The following is a 17,274-nucleotide window of genomic DNA, read 5'->3' as shown; positions in this document are numbered from 1 at the left end:
GCAACCACCCTTGGCAAAAGCATGGCAAACGATTGCCGTCGATACTGCGGGATTGTTACGGTCCCGTGAAATCCGCCGGGTCGCGATCTCCTCCCGGAACACGCACCAGCGCATCGCCGATACGCGAAGGAGCTGAGGTAGATGAAGACGCGACGAGCCCTGGCCACCCTGTCCGTTCTGACCGTGGTCGCCGCCGGCCTGACCGGCTGTGGCGACGACGGCGGTGGGGGCGGCGCCAGCGGCTCCAGCCTGGACGTCCTGGTCCAGGCGAACTCCATCTACCCCGAGCAGCAGCGGCAGTGGTTCGCCGACGTCTCGGCCCGGTTCGCCGCCGAGACCGGCGTGACCGTACGGTTCGAGACCTTCGCCTCCCCGAACGACGAGCTGACGAAGATCCAGACCTCGGTCCTCTCCAGCCAGGGGCCGGACGTCTACTCCCTCGGCACCACCTTCACTCCGACCGCGTACGCCACCGGGGCGTTCGTGGAGCTCAGCGACGACGACTGGGCGAAGATCGGCGGGCGGGAGAAGTTCCTCCCCGCCGCCCTCGGCATCTCCGGACCCGAACCGGGCAAGGAGGTCGGTGTCCCCTTCGCCAGCCGGCCGTTCGTGATGGCGTACAATAAGGAACTGCTCGCCTCGGCCGGAATCGACCGGCCGGCCGAGAGCTGGGACGGCCTGCGCGAGCAGGCGCGGCGGCTCACCACCGACGGCCGGTACGGTCTCGCGATCGCCTACGCCGACTCGTTCGACCCGTGGAAGTTCATCTGGGCGATGACCGTCCAGGCCGGCAACCCCCTGGTGGACGGTGGGTCGCTGCGGCTCGACGACCCGGCCACGCTCGCCGCGTACCGCACCTATCTGGGCTTCGCGGCGACCGACAAGGTGGTCGACCCGGCCGCGGTCGGCTGGAAGAACGCCCAGGCCATCGCGGCGTTCGCGGCGGGCAAGGCGGCGTTCCTGCCGATGGTGTCGGCGACCTCCAAGGTGACCCTGGACGCCTCCCCGGTCGCCGGTAAGTACGCCTACGCGATCATGCCCACCGTTCCGCCCGGCGCGTCGACGCTCCCCGCCCAGGGCCGCCCGGCGACGAGCATCCTCTCCGGTGACAACCTCGTGGTGGCGAAGTACAGCCGGAACAAGGACGCCGCCCTCAAGCTGATCAAGATGCTGACCGACCCGGAGATGCAGGGCCTCTACTACAGGACCTTCGGCGAACTGCCGACCAACGCCGAGGCCGCCGCCGCCCTGGCCGGCGATCCGGCGCTCGCGGCCGTGGTCGACTCCTCCTCGAAGTCGGTCGGCACCCCGTTCACCGGGGCCTGGAGCCAGATCCAGTTGGCGCTGGTCAACGTGGTGGTCCAGTCGATCCCCGGGCTCTCCGCCGGCCGGGTCGACGAGACCGGACTGCGGTCGCTGCTGGCCGAGGCGCAGACCACCGGCCAGGCGGCGCTGGACAAGGCCAAATGAGCCGTACGCGGCAACGCCACCGTCCCCTCTGGATGCTGGTCCCCGGTGGCGTACTGACCTTCGTGGTGATTGTCGTACCGCTGCTCACCGCGGTCTACATCTCCCTGCTCGACCTCGACCAGTACTCGATCCGGCAGTGGGTGGGAGCGCCCTTCGTGGCGCTGGCGAACTACGTCGAGGCGGTACGCGCCTCACACCTGCTCCACGCGATCGGCGTCAGCCTCGGGTACGCCCTTCTCGCCACCGTGCTGACCCTCCCGCTCGGCGTTGCCGCCGCGCTCGCCACCCACGACCGGTTCCGGGGGCGCGCGCTGGTCCGCTCGGTCTTCCTGGTCCCGTACGTGCTGCCGGCCTTCGTCGTCGGCACCGTCTGGCGGATCATCCTGCAACCCGACGGCGTGGCGAACTCGGCGCTGGCGTGGTTCGGGGTCGCACCCGGGCTCTGGCTCAACGGTCCGCGCAGTTTCTGGGCCCTGGTCATCGTGCAGGTCTGGACCGCCTGGCCCCTGGTCTACCTGCTGGCCGTCTCCGGACTGCACACCGTCGACCCGGTGGTGCACGAGGCCGCCGCGCTCGACGGCGCCGGCTGGTCGGCCAAGCTCTGGTACGTCATCGCGCCCTACCTGCGCGGCCCGGTCTCGCTGGCACTGGTCATCTCCTTCCTGCACCACGTCAACAACTTCACCCTCCCGTTCGTGCTCTTCGGGGTGCCGAGCCCGCGCGACGTCGAGGTCCTGCCGGTGCTGACGTACGTGGAGAGCTTCCAGAACTTCCGCTTCGGACTCAGCGCGGCGATGGCGGTGCTCTCGCTGCTGCTGGTCGCGATCCCGATCGCGATCTACCTGCGCGCGGTCCGCCTCGACACCTCGGACGAGGGGCGCACACCATGACCGTCCGGCGCCGATCCACCCGCTCGACCGAGATCAACCGACTGTTGCCCGGACCGCTGCGCGCCGTCGTCCTCGCCGTCGGGCTGCTGCTGGTCGGCGCGCCGCTGCTCTACATGTTCCTCGCCTCGATCAACTCCGACCTGGCCGTCGCCGCCGGTGAGTTCCTGCCCCGCGACCCCGACCTCGGCAACTACCGGCGGATCTGGTCCACCACCGACCTCGGCCCCGGCCTGCTCAACAGTGTGCTGGTCGCCGGAGCCGTCGCGGTGGTCTGCGCACTGGTCTCGATCGTCAGCGCGTACGTCCTGGTCCGCGTCGCGTTCCGGGGCCGGATCGCGATCCTGCGCGGGCTGCTCGCGTTGCAGACCATCCCGGGCACGCTGATGCTGCTGCCGGTCTTCGTGCTCTTCGCCAGCGCGGCGACGGTGCTCGGCGTCCCGGTGATCGGCACCCGCTGGGCCCTCTTCCTCACCTACCTGACCTTCGGATTGCCCTTCTCCACCTGGGTGATGGTCACCTACCTGCGGGGTCTGCCGCGCGAGCTGGACGAGGCGGCCCGGGTCGACGGGGCGTCGTCCTGGCGGGTGCTGACCCGGATCATCGTGCCGCTGAGCTGGCCCGGTCTCACCGTGTCGGGCATCTTCGCGTTCCTGCTCGGCTGGAACGACGTGCTCTTCGCCTCGGTGCTGACCAATCCGCAGACCCGTACCGCCGCGGTGTCGCTGCAGATCTTCGGCGCCACCCAGGAGGGCGGGGCGATCCCGGTGTACGGCCAACTGATGGCGGCGGCGCTGATCTGCGCCGTACCGGTCGTCACCCTCTACCTCTTCTTCCAGCGCTACCTGGTCAGCGGCCTCACCACCGGCGGGGTCAAGTGACCGGCACCCCGATCCCCGCCCCCGACGATCGGAGAACCTCCCGTATGAACGGCGGCACAACCGACCCGTCCGTACCCGCCCCGATCGGCGTCGCCATCGTCGGCGCCGGCATCATCGGCGCCAACCACGCGGCCGCCGTACACCGGCATCACCGGCTTCGGGTGGCCGCGTTGGTCGACCCCGACCAGGCGGCCGCCATCGGTCTGGCCGACCGGGTCGCCGGGATGACCGGGTCCGAGCCGCCACCGCGCTACCCGACGCTCGACGCCGCCCTCGCCGGTCAGCCGATCGGCCTGGTCGCGATCTGTACGCCGAGCGGCCTGCACGCCCCACTCGCCGAACAGGCCCTGGCGGCCGGTGCCCACGTCGTGATCGAGAAGCCGTTGGAGGTCACCCTCGGGCGGGCCCGGAAACTCGCCGACCTCGCCACCGACGCGCAAGAGCGGGGACTCGTCGTCTCCGTGGTCAGCCAGCACCGTTTCGACCCGGCCGCCGTGGCGGTGGCCAGTGCCGTCACCGCCGGTGAACTCGGGTTGATCACCTCGGCGGTGGCGACCGTGCCATGGTGGCGTGAGCAGGGCTACTACGACTCGGCGGGCTGGCGCGGCACCCGGGCGTACGACGGCGGCGGCGCGCTGATGAACCAGGGGGTGCACACCGTGGACCTGCTGCTCTGGCTGCTCGGCCAACCGGTCGAGGTCGCCGCCCAGACGGCGCGGCTGGCGCACCACGGGATCGAGGTCGAGGACGTCGCGGTCGCCACGATCCGGTTCCGGTCCGGTGCGCTGGCCACCCTGCACGCGACCACCGCCGCCTACCCGGGCCTGGGCGTCCGGCTCCAGGTGCACGGCACCCGGGGCAGCGCGGTCATCGACGACGACCAACTCGAGTACTTCCATGTCGCCGCCGACGACGACGTCGCGCCGCATCGTCCGCCCAACCAGGCCGCCGCCCGGGTCCCCGCCGCTGACCTGCGCGGGGCGCTGAAAGCCGGGGACGGCTTCGTGCTCGGGCATCTGCGTCAGTACCGGGACGTGGTGGAGGCCATCGACCACCGGCGCCCACCGGGTGTCCGGGTCGAGGACGGGCTCGCCGCACTCGCCCTGGTCGAGGCGGTCTACCGGTCCGCCGCGCTGGGCCGGCCGGTGCGGTACGACGACGTGCTGGCCGGCGCGTACGACGACCCGCCCACGGTGGTCGGGAACGTGCCGGTGCCGAGTGGAGACGAGGGGCGACGCTCATGAGGTTCTCGGTCTTCACCGCCTCGACCCCGCAGTGGTCCCCGTCCCAGGCCGCGGAGGCGTTGGCGGAGCAGGGCTGGGACGGCATCGAGTGGCGGATCACGGATCAGGAGCCGGCGGCGGAGCCGGGCTTCTGGGTGGGCAACCGGGCGACCTGGCCGCTGCTCGGGCTGGAGGAGCACCTTGCCGAGATCGACCGGGTCACCCGCGCCTCCGGGCTGGAGTTCTCGGGCCTCGGCGGATACGTACCCAGCCACGACCGGGCCAATGTGGAGCGGATGCTGAACGCCACCGCCGTCCTCGGTGCCGGCCGGGTACGGGTGACGATGCCGGCGCTCGGCACCGGCCGGTACCCGGACCTGTTCGCCGCCACCCGGCGGGATCTGGAGTGGGCCGCCGAGCGGGCCGCCGGGTACGGGGTGAGCGTCCTGGTCGAACTGCACCACCGCACCATCGTGGCGTCCGCCTCCGCCGCCGTTCGGCTGGTCGACGGGCTCGATCCGGCTCGGGTCGGGGTGATCCACGACATCGGCAACCTGGTCATCGAGGGGCAGGAGGACTACCTGGCGGCGTTCGAGATGCTCGGACCGTACCTCGCCCATGTGCACGTGAAGAACGCCGTCTGGCGGCCGGTGGGGCAGCGGCCGGACGGGTCGACCGTCTGGGCCGAGCAGTGGGCGCCGCTGCGCGACGGGCAGGCGGACCTGGGTGCGTACTTCGGGGCACTGGCCGAGGTGGGCTACGACGGGTGGGTGACGGTGGAGGACTTCTCCACCGCCCGACCGCTCGCCGAGCGGACCCGGGACAACCTGGCGTACCTGCGTACGCTCGCCGAGCGGGTGCGCGTGGCCGATCCGTCCGGTAGTTGATCTTCGGCTTGGGTCGGCAGTCTAGGGATTGAGTTCGTCGCGGTAACTGGCCAGGATCCGCCCGTCGGCCGCGTACGCGACCAGTTGGCCGTGGGCCATGTTCGCACTGCGGAACGAGAAGGTCCGCTGTGCCGGATGCACCTCCAACAGTGGGATGACCCGGGGCGCGCCACCGGGGGCGGAGCGGTATTCCAGGCGGGCGACGGTGCCGTCGACGACACCGTTCACCCGTACCTTGGTCTTCTCCCGGACCACCGCGAACCGCACCGGTGCGCCGGTCGCCAGGCGGGCGCACTCCACCGGCTCCCGGCAGAAGTAGAAGTAGCGTGGGTTGTCGACGTCGGCGAGGCGGTACGCCTTGAACGTCGGGTCCGCGCCGGCCGGCAGTGGCAGCACCGCGAAGCAGGCCAACGTGGCGGTGGCGGCGGTGACCGCGCGCAGCCAGCCGCGCCGGTCACCGGCCCGCCGGGAGGTGCGGGCCGCCAGCACGGCGACGCCGCCGAGCCCGGCCAGGCAGACCGCGACCGCCCCGAACGCGCGGGCGTTCTCCAGCAGGAACTGCACCCCGGGAAAGGTCGACACGTCTCCGAGTGCCGCCCCGAGCGAAACGGTCATGACGAGCAGCAGGACCACCCCGGCGACCCGACGCGGCACCCCCTGCGCCGCCACCATCAGCATCGCCGCCAGCACGGTCCAGACCTGGTGGTGGGTCCAGGAGACCGGAGACGCGACCACGGTGGCGCAGCCGACCAGCACCGCCGCGCGTACCGGTTCGGCCGCCGCCACCTGCCGGGCACGCAGCAGTGCGGTGCCGCAGACCAGCGCGACCAGCACCGCCCAGAGCAGCGGGAGGGTCTGCGGCGCGACCCCGATTCGCATCAGCATGCCGTGCACCGACTGGTTGCCGAGCGAGGCCAGGTTCCCGATCCGGGACGTCTCCAGCATGGTCCCGGTCCAGTACGCCCAGCTGTCCCCGGTCAACACCAGTGCCGCCAGCACGGCGCACCCGGCGAACGCCGCCGTCGCCCGGCCCGCGTCGCGCCACCGGCGGCACACCAGGAAGAAGACGACGAAGAGCAGCGGGGTCAGCTTGATCGCGGCGGCGACGCCGACCAGCGCACCCCGGTAGCGGGCGGGGGTGAGGCCGGCCGCGTCGACCAGGGCCAGCAGCACGATGAAGATGCTGACCTGTCCGAAGCGGAGATTGCTCTGCACGGGAGCGGAGAGCAGCAGGGCGCACGCGACGACGGCGACGACGGCCGGCCGGTGGCGGGGTGCGGTGTTGATGCCCCGGGCGAGGGTGGCCGCGACGGCGGCCACCGCCGCACAGACGCCGAGCAGCCAGATCACCTGGACCACGGGCTCCGGCAGGGCCATGACCGGGCGGAACAGCAGCATCGCGAACGGTGGGTAGGTGAACGGGCCACCATTCGCCGCGACGTACTCGTACAGCGGTCGGGCGGCGGCCACGGCCTGCGCCGCACCGTGGTAGATGTGCAGGTCGGAGAGGCGGTCACCGGGGGGTCGGCGCAGGACCAGCACCGACGACACGACGGCGACCGCGGCGAAGAGCAGCCACCACGAGTTGGACCTGCGCCACAGCATCGGCTCAGGTTACCGAACGAGCCGCCGGGGTCCGGGGATCGAGACGCATCTGTGGCAAGACCGGGGGTTCGCCGATCACGGGGTGACCAGGGACGATTCATCGTGGTTTGCCGTGCCGACGATCCGGGTACCGCAGGCGCAAGATCGTCAGGTGGGTCGGGGAAGCGACCCGGGGGAGTGGTGGGCGATGCGGCTTCGGCGTACCGACCAGACGAAGCCCGGTTACACCCGGCGCGTACGCGGCCGTGGGGTCAGCTTCCTCGACAATGACCGCCGACCCCTTCGTGACCCGGCCGAGTTGCGTCGGTTGCGTGAACTGGCCATCCCACCGGCCTGGCGGGACGTGTGGATCTGCCCCGACCCCCGTGGACACCTCCAGGCCACCGGAATCGACGCGGCCGGGCGCAAGCAGTACCTTTACCACCCGCGCTGGCGCGACGACCGGGACAAAGCCAAGTACGCGCACGTCCTGGCGGTCGCCCGTCGACTACCGGCGGTACGCCGCAGGGTCTCTCGTGACCTCGCCGGACGGGGGCTCACCCGGTCCCGGGTACTGGCCGCTGTGGTGCGTCTGCTCGACCTCGGGATGTTCCGGGTCGGCGGCGACGAGTACGCGACCGGCGACGACCCGACGTACGGCGTGACCACCCTGCGCCCCGAGCACGTACGGGGCCGTAGCGGTTGCGTGGTGCTGGAGTTCACCGGCAAGGGTGGGATCGAGCAGGTACGCCGGATCACCGACCCCGAGGTCTGTCGGGTGCTACGGGATCTGCGCCGTCGTCGCCGCGACGCCGACCGGCTCTTCGGTTACTGGGAGGGGCGCCGCTGGCACGACGTGCACGCCGACGACGTCAACGACTACCTGCGCGGCTCGTGTGGCGTGGCGATGACCGCGAAGGACTTCCGGACCTGGCACGCGACACTGCGCACCTGCCGGCGACTGGCCGAGACGGAGCCGTCACGATCGTCGGCGCGCCGTCGACGGGTCGTCGCCGAGGTGATGCGCGAGGTCGCCGAGCTGTTGGGAAACACTCCCGCCGTCGCCCGCGCCTCCTACGTCGACCCCAGGATCATCGACCGGTATCTCGACGGGCGAACCGCCGACATCGCCCCGGCGGCGTCCCGGACGGCGGCCGAACGCGCCGTGATCGATTTCCTCTCGGCCTGAGACGCGAGCTGGGCGCGCGGTGCCGTCGTGGTCGACGTGCGGTGCCACGGTCGTTTGAGCCAGGGACGCCGGGGTAGGAAGTAAGGGATCGATGATCTCAAAACCCTGGTGAGGAGGCGCGATGAGCCGCAGCGAATTTCACGTCGTACCCGATGGTGGTCGCTGGAAGATCGAACAGGGATCACGCGGGTTCGGCACGTATGCCACCAAACAGGAGGCCGTCGACAAGGGCCGGGAGGCCGCCCGCGCGAACCAGCCGAGCCAGCTGGTCCTGCACACCGCCGACGGGCGGGTCGAGACCGAGTACACCTACCAGGACGACCCGTACCCGCCGAAGGGCTGAGACGCCGGCCGCCGTGTGCGGGCGTTAAGAAGGGCCCCCTCCTATACAGAATGCGATAGGAGGGGGCCCTTCCTTACCCTCAGGTGGGCCAGTTGCCGGTGGCTCGGCGTACGGCGACCGCGCCGCTGCGGTCGACGGCCGCCTTCACCACCGCGAAAATGGCTCCCTGAAGTGCGGCGGCGGCCAGGATCTCGCCCCAGCCCCGCTCCTCGTCCGTGGCGTTCGGCGCGTCGTCGTCACCGGCAGCCGTCTTCCACACCTGCTTGAAGACCATCCCGGCGACCGCACCGGCCGCGACACCGAGCAGGAGGCCCACCGGTTTGTAGGCGAGCCGGTTGATGCCCTTGCCCATTCTCATCACCTCCCTGACGCCGTCAGCGTCGCTGGTCCCGCACCGCCGGCAGCACCCGCTCGGCGTAGAGGTCGAACAGGCCCTGGTAGTGCGGGCCGGTGTTGGCGACGTAGACCTCGTCGAAGCCCGCCTTGGCGTACTGGTCGATCATCTCCAGGTGGGCGTCCGGATCGTTGCCGCAGACGAACGCCTTGCGCACCATCTCCTCGGTGACCAGTTCGGCGGCCTGCTCGAAGTGCCGGGGCGAGGGCAGCACCTGGGACAGTTCGCCCGGCACCCCGGAGTTCGGCCAGCGCTCGTACGCGATCCGCGCGCCCTCGGCCTCGCTGCTCGCGTACGCCGCCTTGAAGCCGGCCTGGCACGGCTTGTTCCCGCCACCACCGTCACGGAACCGCTTGACCAGGTCCCCGTCCGGCATGGTGCTCATGTAGCCGTCGCCGATCCGGGCGGCCAGGTCCACGGCCCTGGGCCCGAAGCCGGAGACGTAGATGGGCGGGGGAGTCTCCGGCTGGGTGTAGATCCGGGCGTTCTCCACCGTGTAGTGCTTGCCGTGGTGGTTGGTGAACTCGCCCTTCCACAGCTCGCGGATCAGCTCGACGGACTCCTCCAGCATCTCCAGGCGTACGTCCGCGCTCGGCCAGGCGTCACCGAGAATGTGCTCGTTTAGCGCCTCGCCGCTGCCGACGCCGAGTACGAAGCGACCCTCGTGCATCACCGCGCTGGTCGCCGCCGCCTGGGCGATGATCGCCGGGTGGATGCGTACGGTCGGGCAGGTGACGGCGGTGGTGACGGGCAGCCGGCAGACCTGGCTGAGTGCGCCGATCGTGGACCAGACGAACGGACTCTGTCCCTGGGCGTCGACCCAGGGGTGGAAGTGGTCGGAGATCCACAGCGCCTCGAAGCCGGCCCGTTCGGCGCCGCGCGCCTGCTCCAGCAGCTCGGCGGGGGTGTACTCCTCGCTGGAGAGAAAATATCCGATGCGCATCGTTACTCCCTGAAATAGCGGCGTGGACCGGCGATCAGGCGGTCGCCGCGTCCACCGCCTTCTTCATCGCCTTCGGATCGGTCGGCTTCCGGGGCGCCTGCTCGCGCAGTTCGATCATGCGCTCGCCGATCTCCTGCAACTTCTTCCGGCCGAGCCCCTCACGCACCTTCGGGAACCATTCCTCTTCCTCTTCCTCAATGTGGTGGGTGACGTTCTCGATCAGCACCATGGTCTTGGCGTCGAAGCGCTCGTCCTCCGGCTTCATCGCGGCGAGTTCCAGGCAGAGTACGTCGGCCACATGGTGTTCCTCGTACGATTCGAGCACGTCGTCCTCGAGGTCGGGCAGCAGCTTCCGGGTCTCCGGGTACATGCACTCGTTCTCGATGTACGTGTGCACGGTCAACGCCTCAAGAATGCGCTCGACAATTGCGCCCTTCTTCTTTGTGGCGTTCTCGCCGGCCTGCTGGAACTCGTTGAACAATGCCCGGATTTCCTTGTGGTCCTCCTTCAAGAGAACAAGAGCGTCGGTTGACATCTGAACCCCCTGGTGTTTCCGATACGGCCGGTCGTGGCTCCTGCTACCCCTCGACCTTCCTCGGGAAACCTCAGCCGAAGCCGGCGGCCGGACCGGGGCGGCGGAATCCACGTGAGTCGTGTCGGTGGGGTGGGTTAGAGTGCGCTGCCCATGTACGACACCACCCATCACATCGGGGGAACTTTTCTCGTGGCACGTTGGAAGAACAGCGCTGTCCTGACCGTCTCCGCGCTCGCGGTGCTCGGCCTCGCGGCCTGTGGCTCGAAGGACGCTCCGTCCACCGTCGAGGAAAAGCCGAGCGGACTGGCACTGATGGCCAGCGATGCCAAGGGCTCGATTCAGAAGGCGGCGGACGCCGCTGGTAAGACGACCTCGCTGACCATCGCGATGGAGGGCAAGCAGGAGGGCGAGGCCGTCAAGGGAGCCGGAACCGTCGCTCTCGGCAGTGAGCGTAAGGCAGAGGTCACGGTCGAGGACCCGAAGGAGGGAACGACCACCGTACGGGTGATCGGCACCGCCTTCTACATCCAGGTCCCGGCGGCCGACCAGGCCGATATGGGCGGTAAGAAGTGGTTCAAGATTGATTCGTCGGCGGCTGGTGAGGCCGGGGTCGAGGCGATGACGAACGTCGTCGACGACATCGATCCGGCCATGCAGCTCAAGCCGCTCCTCACCGCGGAGACGGTCACCGTCGTCGGCGAGGAAGCGGTGAACGGCGCGCAGACCGTCCACTACGCGGTGACCATGCCGGTCGCCCCCTACCTCGCGGCGTTCCCCGAGTCGGTCCGTGCGGCGACCGAGAAGATGATCACCAAGCTCGGTGTCAAGGAGGTCAAGACCGAGCTCTGGATCGACGAGCAGTACCAGGTTCGCCGGGGGCGTTCCTTCCTCAACGACGCGAACGACATGGTCGTCAACTTCACCGACTTCAACAAGCCGGTGACCATCGACGTGCCGCCCGCAGCCGAGACGGCCGACTTCGCCGACCTGCTGAAGGGCCTGCAGGGCTGACCTCTCGCACGTACCTCTCGTACGGCTCCGGGGCCTCCCCGGAGCCGTACGGCGTTTCCGGGGCCTACCGCCGCCGTACGGCGGGTGCGGGTTGGTCGAGCGGGGTCAGCGGAGCTGGCCCTGCTCGTACAGCCGGTCGAAAATGATCTGGTCCACGGTGGACACCCGGTGCCGGTCGGCGTATCCGAGCCAGTTCACCTCGGCGATCTCGCTGCTGGCCGTGGGGGTGCCCTGGTAGTCGGCGGTGTAGCAGGTCATCCGGACCGTCGTACCCGCGTGGTGGCCGTGCGCCTGGGCCTCGAAGACGCCGGCTGGGGTGACCGTCTCTGGCGTGATGGCGACGCCGAGTTCCTCGTCGATCTCGCGGAGAAGCGTGGCGAGGTCGCTCTCGCCGGGCTCACGCTTGCCGCCGGGCAGGTAGTAGACGTCCTTGCCGTGGCTGCGGGTGCTGAGAATGGCGTGGTTCTCGATCCGGATCCAGGCGATCTTGTCAATGACGGTCACCCCCGGGATCGTAGGCGGCACCCCGGCGGCGGATGGTGAGCACCCCGGCGAGGTCGATGTCGCTGGATCGGCCGCCGAAGCCGGATTCCGAGATCAGTCGTGCCCCGAGTACCGCGCTCCAGAAGGTGCGGGTCTCGACGTCGGCGGGTCGGTCGATCACCCAGTCGTGCAGTTCCAGGATCGCGGTGAGGTAGCGCTGCGCCTGGTGGAACAGGAGGGTCAGGTTCTGCTCGGCGACCGGCCGCAGTTCGGGCCGTTGCCGGGTGATGGACATCGCCCGGATCGCGATCGGCACGGCGGGCAGTGCCAGCGCCGTACGCGCCAGCGCCGTACGGAACGCCTCCGGTGTGCGCTGCCGGCGACCGACCGGCTCCAGGCGCTCGGCGTCGCGCAGCAGCAGCAGGAACGCGGCGTGCACGAACAACGCGTCCTTGGACCCGAAGTAGTAGGTGACCTGGTTCGGGTGGGCCCCGGCGGCGGTCGCGATCCCGGCCACGCTCACCGAGTCGAAGCCGTGCTCACCGAAGAGCGCCGCGGCCTGTTCGAGCAGCAACGCCCGGGTACGCCGCCCCCGGTCGCGGGGTGGGGCGGGGGACCGGGGCTGCGATTCGGCGGTGGACACCCTAAAGTTGTATGCGATACAACTACGGGACGGCAAGCCCTCACACCACGCATGCCACGAGGAGGCCAGCATGAACGCCCAGGACGTTGTCGTCACCGGGCTCGGCGCGACCACACCGTTCGGCGGAGACGTCGACTCGCTGTGGCAGGGACTGCTCGCGGGACGTTCCGGCGTACGCCGGATCGACGACCTGGTGGCCTCGTTCGGGCACGCCGACGACCTGCCGACGAAGATCGCCGCCCCGATGGCAGTCGCTCCGGCCGAGGTGCTGCCCCGGGTCCAGGCCCGCCGGATGGACCGCTGCCAGCAGGCCGCGCTTGTTGCCGCCCAGCAGGCATGGACCGACGCCGGCAGCCCCGAGGTCGACCCGATCCGCCTCGCGGTGGTGATCGGCACCGGCGTCGGCGGCGTCAACACCCTGCTCGACCAGGACGACCTGCTGGAGGAGAAGGGGCCGGCCCGGATCTCCCCGCTGACCGTGCCGATGCTGATGCCGAACGGACCCGCCGCCTGGGTCAGCCTGGAGTTCGGCGCCCGCGCCGGCGTCTACACCCCGGTCTCCGCCTGCGCCTCCGGTGCCGAGGCACTCGCTCTCGCCGCCCGGCTGATCCGTTCCGGCGAGGCCGACGTGGTCATCGCCGGTGGGGCGGAGGCCGCCATCGCGCCGTTGACGATCGCCGGCTTCGCCCAGGCCCGTACGCTCTCCAAGCGCAACGACGACCCGGAGCGTGCCTCCCGGCCGTTCGACGTCGACCGGGACGGTTTTGTGCTCGGTGAGGGCGCCGGGGTGGTGGTCCTGGAGCGGGCCGACTTCGCCGCCGCCCGGGGGGCCAGGGTGCTCGGCCGGCTCGCCGGATACGGCATCACCTCCGACGCCCATCACATCACCGGCCCCGACCCGACCGGCGCCGGCCAGATCCGGGCGATCCTCAACGCGGTCGCCGACGCGGGGCTCCAGCCGTCGGACGTGAAGCACGTCAACTGCCACGCCACCTCAACCGTCGTCGGCGACGTGGGTGAGGCGGCCGCGATCACGCGGGCGCTCGGCGACGACGTGCTGCTCACCGCCCCCAAGTCCAGCCTGGGACACCTGGTCGGCGCGGCCGGCGCGGTGGAGGGCATCGTCACGCTGCTGTCGGTTGCCAACGGGGTCATCCCGCCGACGCTCAACCTCGACCAGTTGGCCCCCGAGGTGAAGCTCGACGTGGTCACCGGCGCCCCGCGTAAGCAGCGGCTCGACGCCGCCGTCTGCAACTCCTTCGGCTTCGGCGGCCAGAACGTCTCCCTCGTCTTCGCCGCCGCCTAGGGCCGGGTTGCACGCCGGCCGTGCTACCAGGCGGTCGCGCCGCCGTCGACCGGGTAGTTCGCGCCGGTGATGTACGCCGCCCGGTCGGAGGCGAGGAAGACCACCAGTTCGACGACCTCCTCGGGTCGGGCGAAGCGCTTGACGAGCGTCTTGCTGGTGATCGCGGCCCGGGCGGCCTGGTTGTCCCCGAGGTCGCGCTCGCTGGCCGGGGTCAGGATGGGCCCGGGACTGACCGCCACCACCCGGATCCCGTCGCGGGCGCCTTCGAGCGCGAGTTGCCGGGTCATGCCGATGATGCCGGCGTTCGCGGCGGCGTGCGCGACCATCGGGGGAACCTCGCCACCGATCATGCCGGCCATCGACGCGGCGTTGATGATGACGCCGCCACCGCGCCGGACCAGGTGCGGCCAGGCGAACTTCGACACGAAGAAGGGGATGTCGAGTTCGCCTGTTATCGTGGCCCGCCAGTCCTCGACCGAGAAATCGGGCATCGAACCGAAGCGGAGCGAGGCCGCGTTGTTGTAGACCACGTCGAGCCCGCCGTAGGCCGCCACGGCGTCCTCGACGATCTGCCGTGCCTGTTCCGGGTCGGTGAGGTCGATCGGCGCGATGCCTGTCATCTCTCCGCCGGCACGGCGGACGAGTTCGACCGTCTCGTTGTTTGCCTCGATCTGGATGTCGGCCCCGACGACCTTGGCGCCTTCCCTCGCGAAGGCCAGCGACGCGACGCGCCCCAGACCTCCTCCGGTGCCGGTGATGAGCACGACCTTCCCGTGCAGGGTTCCCATGGAACTCCTCCTTGTTCTGCGGCCTGTCCGGGCGGCGGTGTTTGGCCGTCCGGGCGGCGCTCGGGACCGTCACCTCGTGAGTGAGCGTGTCCACCTGATTGACGTGTCAATCGTATGAGGGTGATTGACGTGTCAACCACCTCTGTCGCTCGTCGTGGCGGTGAGGTCGATGACACGCCGAGGGTTGCGCGGGACGTCCCGGACGGAACACCTGGACCGTGTGGTGTGGGCGGGGAAGGCGCGCTGATCGATGTCGGGACGCAGGTCACAGCCATGGTCGAAATAACCGGGGAGGCTTTCCCCGTTTGACTCTTCGGATAACCGGGGAAGGACTCCCCGGTTTCAGTGAGGAGCGTCGACGTGACTGATACTGCCGTGGCGGGCCCTGTCGTCCAGCAGCGGCTGCCTCGTCAGCGGGCAGACGCTTCTCGTAACTACGAGCGGATCGTCACCGCGGCGGCCCAACTCTTCCTGGAGCGGGGTGCCGACGTACCGCTGGACGAGATCGCCCAGCGGGCCGGGGTCGGTAACGCCACTCTGTATCGGCACTTCGCCAACCGGAACGAACTGATCCGAGTGGTGGTGTTGAGCTTGATGTCCTGTTTGTCGGCTCAAGCGGAACAGATCGGGGCAACTGAGCCGGACGCGTTCGAAGCGCTGCGGCGGTTCGCGCACGCCTCGGCCGACCTGCTCATCGGGGGGCTCTGCGCGGTCTTCTCCGACCGGTTGGACCTGGCGGATCCGGAGTTGTGTGAGGCGCGGGAGCAGATGGAGGACGCTTTCGAACTCATGCTGCGCCGGGCCCGCGAGTCCGGTCAGCTGCGGCCGGATATCGGCGTCGGCGACCTGATCGTCCCGATCGTCCAGCTCACCCGGCCGCTGCCTGGTACGGCACAGGCAACGGTCGAGCCGTACGCCCACCGGCACCTGGAACTGCTTCTCGACGGGTTGCGGGCGCCCCAACGGTCCGTTCTCCCGGGGAGTGCGGCAACCCTGGCGGACCTGCGGCTTTCCGCCCATCGGCTCAACGACGAGCCCTGCACGACGCCGAACGGTAAACCCGTCCACTGACCGGCACGGCGGGGTGGACCCGCCGCCGTGACCACCACATCGCCACCTGGGCTGCCTGCGTCCACAGGCTGCCGTTTCCATCCATATTTGCGAAAAATGCGGGGACCTTCATGTCCACAGAAGTTGAAGCCAATCCGAGGCGCTGGACAGCGCTGATATTCATCTCGCTGGCCCAGTTGATGGTCGTACTGGATGCGACCGTGGTGAACATCGCCCTCCCGGCCGCCCAGCACGACCTGGGCATCTCCGACGGCAACCGGCAATGGGTGATCACCGCCTACACGCTCGCCTTCGGTGGGCTGCTGCTCTTCGGCGGCCGGATCGCCGACATCGCCGGCCGAAAGCGGATCTTCACCATCGGCCTGCTCGGCTTCGCCGCCGCGTCGGCCATCGGCGGGATCGCGGTCAACACCGGCATGCTGCTCGGCGCTCGCGCCCTCCAGGGCGTCTTCGGCGCGCTGCTCGCCCCGGCGGCGCTGTCGCTGTTGGCGGTCACCTTCACCGAGGCCAAGGAGCGCGCCAAGGCGTTCGGCGTCTTCGGTGCGATCGCGGGTGGTGGCGGTGCCATCGGCCTGATCCTCGGTGGTGTGCTCACCGAGTACCTGAACTGGCGCTGGGCGCTCTACGTCAACATCCCGTTCGCGCTGGTCGCCGCCGCTGGCGCGATCCTCGTGATCAAGGATGTGCCGGGGGCCCGTAACCGCAACAAGCTCGACATCCCTGGCGTACTGCTGGCCACCACGGGCCTGGTCGCCCTGGTCTACGGCTTCACCCGGGCCGAGACCAACGGCTGGACCGCCGCCTGGACCCTGGGCTCGTTCGTTGCCGCGGCCGTGCTGCTGGCCACGTTCGTCCTGGTCGAGTCGAAGGTCGCCCACCCGTTGCTGCCGCTGCGGGTGCTGACCGAGCGCAACCGGGCCGGCGTCTACTCGGCGCTGGGCATCGCGGTCATCGGTATGTTCGGTCTCTTCCTCTTCCTCACCTACTACCTCCAGGTGGTCAAGGGGTGGTCGCCGGTCGTCACCGGCCTGGCGTTCCTGCCGATGATCGCTGGCATGATCACCGGCTCGACCCAGATCGGTGCCCGGCTGATGAACCGGGTCGCGCCCCGGCTGCTGATGGGACCGGGCTTCCTGGTCGCCGCACTCGGCATGCTGATCCTGACCCAGCTCAAGGTGGACAGCTCGTACGCGGGTCTGATCCTGCCGGGCATGATCCTGCTCGGGCTCGGCATGGGTACGGCGTTCATGCCGGCGATGGCTCTGGGCACCTACGGTGTCGAGCCGCGTGACGCGGGTGTCGCCTCGGCGATGATCAACACGTCGCAGCAGGTGGGTGGTTCGATCGGCACGGCCCTGCTGAACACGGTCGCGGCCAGCGCCACCACGGCGTACCTGCTCGACCACGGTGGCAACTCGAACCTGGTCAACGAGGCGGCGGTGCACGGTTACGCGACCGCGATCTGGTGGGCGGTCGGCGTGCTGGTGGCGGCGGCTCTGCTCACGTTCACCCTGGTCACCGCAGGGCGTCAGGACGGCGGCGCGGTGGCTGGCGGCTCGGGCGCGTCCGACGACGAGAACGCCGGCGATGTTCCCGTACCGGTGATGATGCACTGATCCGCCGGGGCGCCGACCGG

18 protein-coding genes are annotated in these 17,274 nt (G+C 69.9%); 11 read left to right on the top strand and 7 right to left on the bottom strand.

Annotation, left to right across the window (positions count from 1 at the left end; translation table 11 throughout):
• The first annotated feature begins 141 nt into the window (after positions 1 to 141).
• From BDK92_RS02195 to BDK92_RS02175, 5 genes are read left to right on the top strand one after another with little or no spacing between them, the layout of a single operon-like run.
• On the top strand, positions 142 to 1,470 hold the full coding sequence (locus tag BDK92_RS02195; RefSeq protein WP_121154105.1) for an ABC transporter substrate-binding protein: 1,329 nt from the start codon (positions 142 to 144) through the stop codon (positions 1,468 to 1,470).
• Entirely contained in the window at positions 1,467 to 2,360 is an 894-nt protein-coding gene (locus BDK92_RS02190) for a carbohydrate ABC transporter permease (protein ID WP_121154103.1), read from the top strand. The genes BDK92_RS02195 and BDK92_RS02190 overlap by 4 nt, the downstream gene beginning before the upstream one ends.
• Positions 2,357 to 3,238 (top strand): carbohydrate ABC transporter permease, encoded by an 882-nt coding sequence (locus BDK92_RS02185; protein WP_121154101.1) that lies wholly within the window; start codon positions 2,357 to 2,359, stop codon positions 3,236 to 3,238. Before BDK92_RS02190 ends, BDK92_RS02185 begins: the two co-directional genes overlap by 4 nt.
• 44 nt (positions 3,239 to 3,282) lie before the next feature.
• Positions 3,283 to 4,482 (top strand): Gfo/Idh/MocA family protein, encoded by a 1,200-nt coding sequence (locus tag BDK92_RS02180; protein ID WP_121154099.1) that lies wholly within the window; start codon positions 3,283 to 3,285, stop codon positions 4,480 to 4,482.
• The gene (locus tag BDK92_RS02175) at positions 4,479 to 5,348 is read left to right on the top strand and encodes a sugar phosphate isomerase/epimerase family protein (protein ID WP_121154097.1); all 870 of its coding nucleotides are present in this window, start codon (positions 4,479 to 4,481) and stop codon (positions 5,346 to 5,348) included. The genes BDK92_RS02180 and BDK92_RS02175 overlap by 4 nt, the downstream gene beginning before the upstream one ends.
• A 21-nt stretch (positions 5,349 to 5,369) precedes the next feature.
• Here BDK92_RS02175 and BDK92_RS02170 read toward each other — a convergent pair whose 3' ends face one another.
• Positions 5,370 to 6,953, bottom strand: a complete 1,584-nt coding sequence (locus BDK92_RS02170) for a glycosyltransferase 87 family protein (protein WP_121154095.1) — start codon at positions 6,951 to 6,953, stop codon at positions 5,370 to 5,372.
• A gap of 187 nt (positions 6,954 to 7,140) precedes the next feature.
• Between BDK92_RS02170 and BDK92_RS02165 the strand changes: the two genes are divergently transcribed.
• Positions 7,141 to 8,121, top strand: coding sequence for a DNA topoisomerase IB (locus tag BDK92_RS02165; protein WP_121161509.1), 981 nt, complete (start codon positions 7,141 to 7,143; stop codon positions 8,119 to 8,121).
• Between the two features lie 121 nt (positions 8,122 to 8,242).
• Positions 8,243 to 8,464, top strand: a complete 222-nt coding sequence (locus tag BDK92_RS02160; protein WP_121154093.1) for a DUF2188 domain-containing protein — start codon at positions 8,243 to 8,245, stop codon at positions 8,462 to 8,464.
• 79 nt (positions 8,465 to 8,543) lie between these two features.
• Here BDK92_RS02160 and BDK92_RS02155 read toward each other — a convergent pair whose 3' ends face one another.
• The 3 genes from BDK92_RS02155 to BDK92_RS02145 are packed head-to-tail and all read right to left on the bottom strand — an operon-like array spanning position 8,544 to position 10,336.
• Positions 8,544 to 8,816: a DUF4235 domain-containing protein gene (locus BDK92_RS02155; protein ID WP_121154091.1), complete on the bottom strand. Its 273-nt coding sequence runs from the start codon at positions 8,814 to 8,816 to the stop codon at positions 8,544 to 8,546.
• 22 nt (positions 8,817 to 8,838) lie between these two features.
• On the bottom strand, positions 8,839 to 9,801 hold the full coding sequence (locus BDK92_RS02150) for a TIGR03557 family F420-dependent LLM class oxidoreductase (protein ID WP_121154089.1): 963 nt from the start codon (positions 9,799 to 9,801) through the stop codon (positions 8,839 to 8,841).
• 34 nt (positions 9,802 to 9,835) lie between these two features.
• Positions 9,836 to 10,336 (bottom strand): hemerythrin domain-containing protein, encoded by a 501-nt coding sequence (locus BDK92_RS02145; RefSeq protein WP_121154087.1) that lies wholly within the window; start codon positions 10,334 to 10,336, stop codon positions 9,836 to 9,838.
• A gap of 189 nt (positions 10,337 to 10,525) precedes the next feature.
• Between BDK92_RS02145 and BDK92_RS02140 the strand changes: the two genes are divergently transcribed.
• The gene (locus tag BDK92_RS02140; RefSeq protein WP_147456883.1) at positions 10,526 to 11,347 is read left to right on the top strand and encodes an SCO4651 family lipoprotein; all 822 of its coding nucleotides are present in this window, start codon (positions 10,526 to 10,528) and stop codon (positions 11,345 to 11,347) included.
• 105 nt (positions 11,348 to 11,452) lie between these two features.
• On the opposite strand, the gene BDK92_RS02135 is transcribed toward BDK92_RS02140, so the two are convergent.
• Both BDK92_RS02135 and BDK92_RS02130 read right to left on the bottom strand, forming a co-directional pair.
• Complete coding sequence (locus BDK92_RS02135; protein ID WP_121154083.1) at positions 11,453 to 11,851, bottom strand: NUDIX hydrolase; 399 nt, start codon at positions 11,849 to 11,851, stop codon at positions 11,453 to 11,455.
• Complete coding sequence (locus BDK92_RS02130) at positions 11,838 to 12,473, bottom strand: TetR/AcrR family transcriptional regulator (protein ID WP_246016736.1); 636 nt, start codon at positions 12,471 to 12,473, stop codon at positions 11,838 to 11,840. Before BDK92_RS02130 ends, BDK92_RS02135 begins: the two co-directional genes overlap by 14 nt.
• 70 nt (positions 12,474 to 12,543) lie before the next feature.
• Here BDK92_RS02130 and BDK92_RS02125 point away from each other — a divergent pair, with 70 nt between their 5' ends.
• Entirely contained in the window at positions 12,544 to 13,779 is a 1,236-nt protein-coding gene (locus tag BDK92_RS02125) for a beta-ketoacyl-[acyl-carrier-protein] synthase family protein (protein ID WP_121154079.1), read from the top strand.
• Between the two features lie 23 nt (positions 13,780 to 13,802).
• Here BDK92_RS02125 and BDK92_RS02120 read toward each other — a convergent pair whose 3' ends face one another.
• Positions 13,803 to 14,567: an SDR family NAD(P)-dependent oxidoreductase gene (locus BDK92_RS02120; protein WP_121154077.1), complete on the bottom strand. Its 765-nt coding sequence runs from the start codon at positions 14,565 to 14,567 to the stop codon at positions 13,803 to 13,805.
• A gap of 360 nt (positions 14,568 to 14,927) precedes the next feature.
• Here BDK92_RS02120 and BDK92_RS02115 point away from each other — a divergent pair, with 360 nt between their 5' ends.
• Both BDK92_RS02115 and BDK92_RS02110 read left to right on the top strand, forming a co-directional pair.
• Entirely contained in the window at positions 14,928 to 15,638 is a 711-nt protein-coding gene (locus BDK92_RS02115) for a TetR/AcrR family transcriptional regulator (RefSeq protein ID WP_211349020.1), read from the top strand.
• A gap of 110 nt (positions 15,639 to 15,748) precedes the next feature.
• Positions 15,749 to 17,254, top strand: a complete 1,506-nt coding sequence (locus BDK92_RS02110; RefSeq protein WP_121154073.1) for an MFS transporter — start codon at positions 15,749 to 15,751, stop codon at positions 17,252 to 17,254.
• The last annotated feature ends 20 nt before the right edge of the window (positions 17,255 to 17,274 follow it).

The organism is Micromonospora pisi (assembly GCF_003633685.1).
Taxonomy (GTDB): Bacteria; Actinomycetota; Actinomycetes; order Mycobacteriales; family Micromonosporaceae; genus Micromonospora_G; species Micromonospora_G pisi.
Note: the sequence above shows the minus strand (reverse complement) of the source record. Positions and strands in the feature narration are given on the sequence as shown.

What these genes read in the sequence shown, in the direction of transcription:
- BDK92_RS02175 (WP_121154097.1), top strand. Translation starts at nt 4,479, where the DNA reads ATGAGGTTCTCGGTCTTCACCGCCTCGACCCCGCAGTGGTCCCCGTCC.
- BDK92_RS02160 (WP_121154093.1), top strand. Translation starts at nt 8,243, where the DNA reads ATGAGCCGCAGCGAATTTCACGTCGTACCCGATGGTGGTCGCTGGAAG.
- BDK92_RS02145 (WP_121154087.1), bottom strand. Translation starts at nt 10,336, where the DNA reads ATGTCAACCGACGCTCTTGTTCTCTTGAAGGAGGACCACAAGGAAATC.
- BDK92_RS02190 (WP_121154103.1), top strand. Translation starts at nt 1,467, where the DNA reads ATGAGCCGTACGCGGCAACGCCACCGTCCCCTCTGGATGCTGGTCCCC.
- BDK92_RS02180 (WP_121154099.1), top strand. Translation starts at nt 3,283, where the DNA reads ATGAACGGCGGCACAACCGACCCGTCCGTACCCGCCCCGATCGGCGTC.
- BDK92_RS02185 (WP_121154101.1), top strand. Translation starts at nt 2,357, where the DNA reads ATGACCGTCCGGCGCCGATCCACCCGCTCGACCGAGATCAACCGACTG.
- BDK92_RS02125 (WP_121154079.1), top strand. Translation starts at nt 12,544, where the DNA reads ATGAACGCCCAGGACGTTGTCGTCACCGGGCTCGGCGCGACCACACCG.
- BDK92_RS02195 (WP_121154105.1), top strand. Translation starts at nt 142, where the DNA reads ATGAAGACGCGACGAGCCCTGGCCACCCTGTCCGTTCTGACCGTGGTC.
- BDK92_RS02170 (WP_121154095.1), bottom strand. Translation starts at nt 6,953, where the DNA reads ATGCTGTGGCGCAGGTCCAACTCGTGGTGGCTGCTCTTCGCCGCGGTC.
- BDK92_RS02110 (WP_121154073.1), top strand. Translation starts at nt 15,749, where the DNA reads ATGTCCACAGAAGTTGAAGCCAATCCGAGGCGCTGGACAGCGCTGATA.
- BDK92_RS02155 (WP_121154091.1), bottom strand. Translation starts at nt 8,816, where the DNA reads ATGGGCAAGGGCATCAACCGGCTCGCCTACAAACCGGTGGGCCTCCTG.
- BDK92_RS02165 (WP_121161509.1), top strand. Translation starts at nt 7,141, where the DNA reads ATGCGGCTTCGGCGTACCGACCAGACGAAGCCCGGTTACACCCGGCGC.
- BDK92_RS02120 (WP_121154077.1), bottom strand. Translation starts at nt 14,567, where the DNA reads ATGGGAACCCTGCACGGGAAGGTCGTGCTCATCACCGGCACCGGAGGA.
- BDK92_RS02150 (WP_121154089.1), bottom strand. Translation starts at nt 9,801, where the DNA reads ATGCGCATCGGATATTTTCTCTCCAGCGAGGAGTACACCCCCGCCGAG.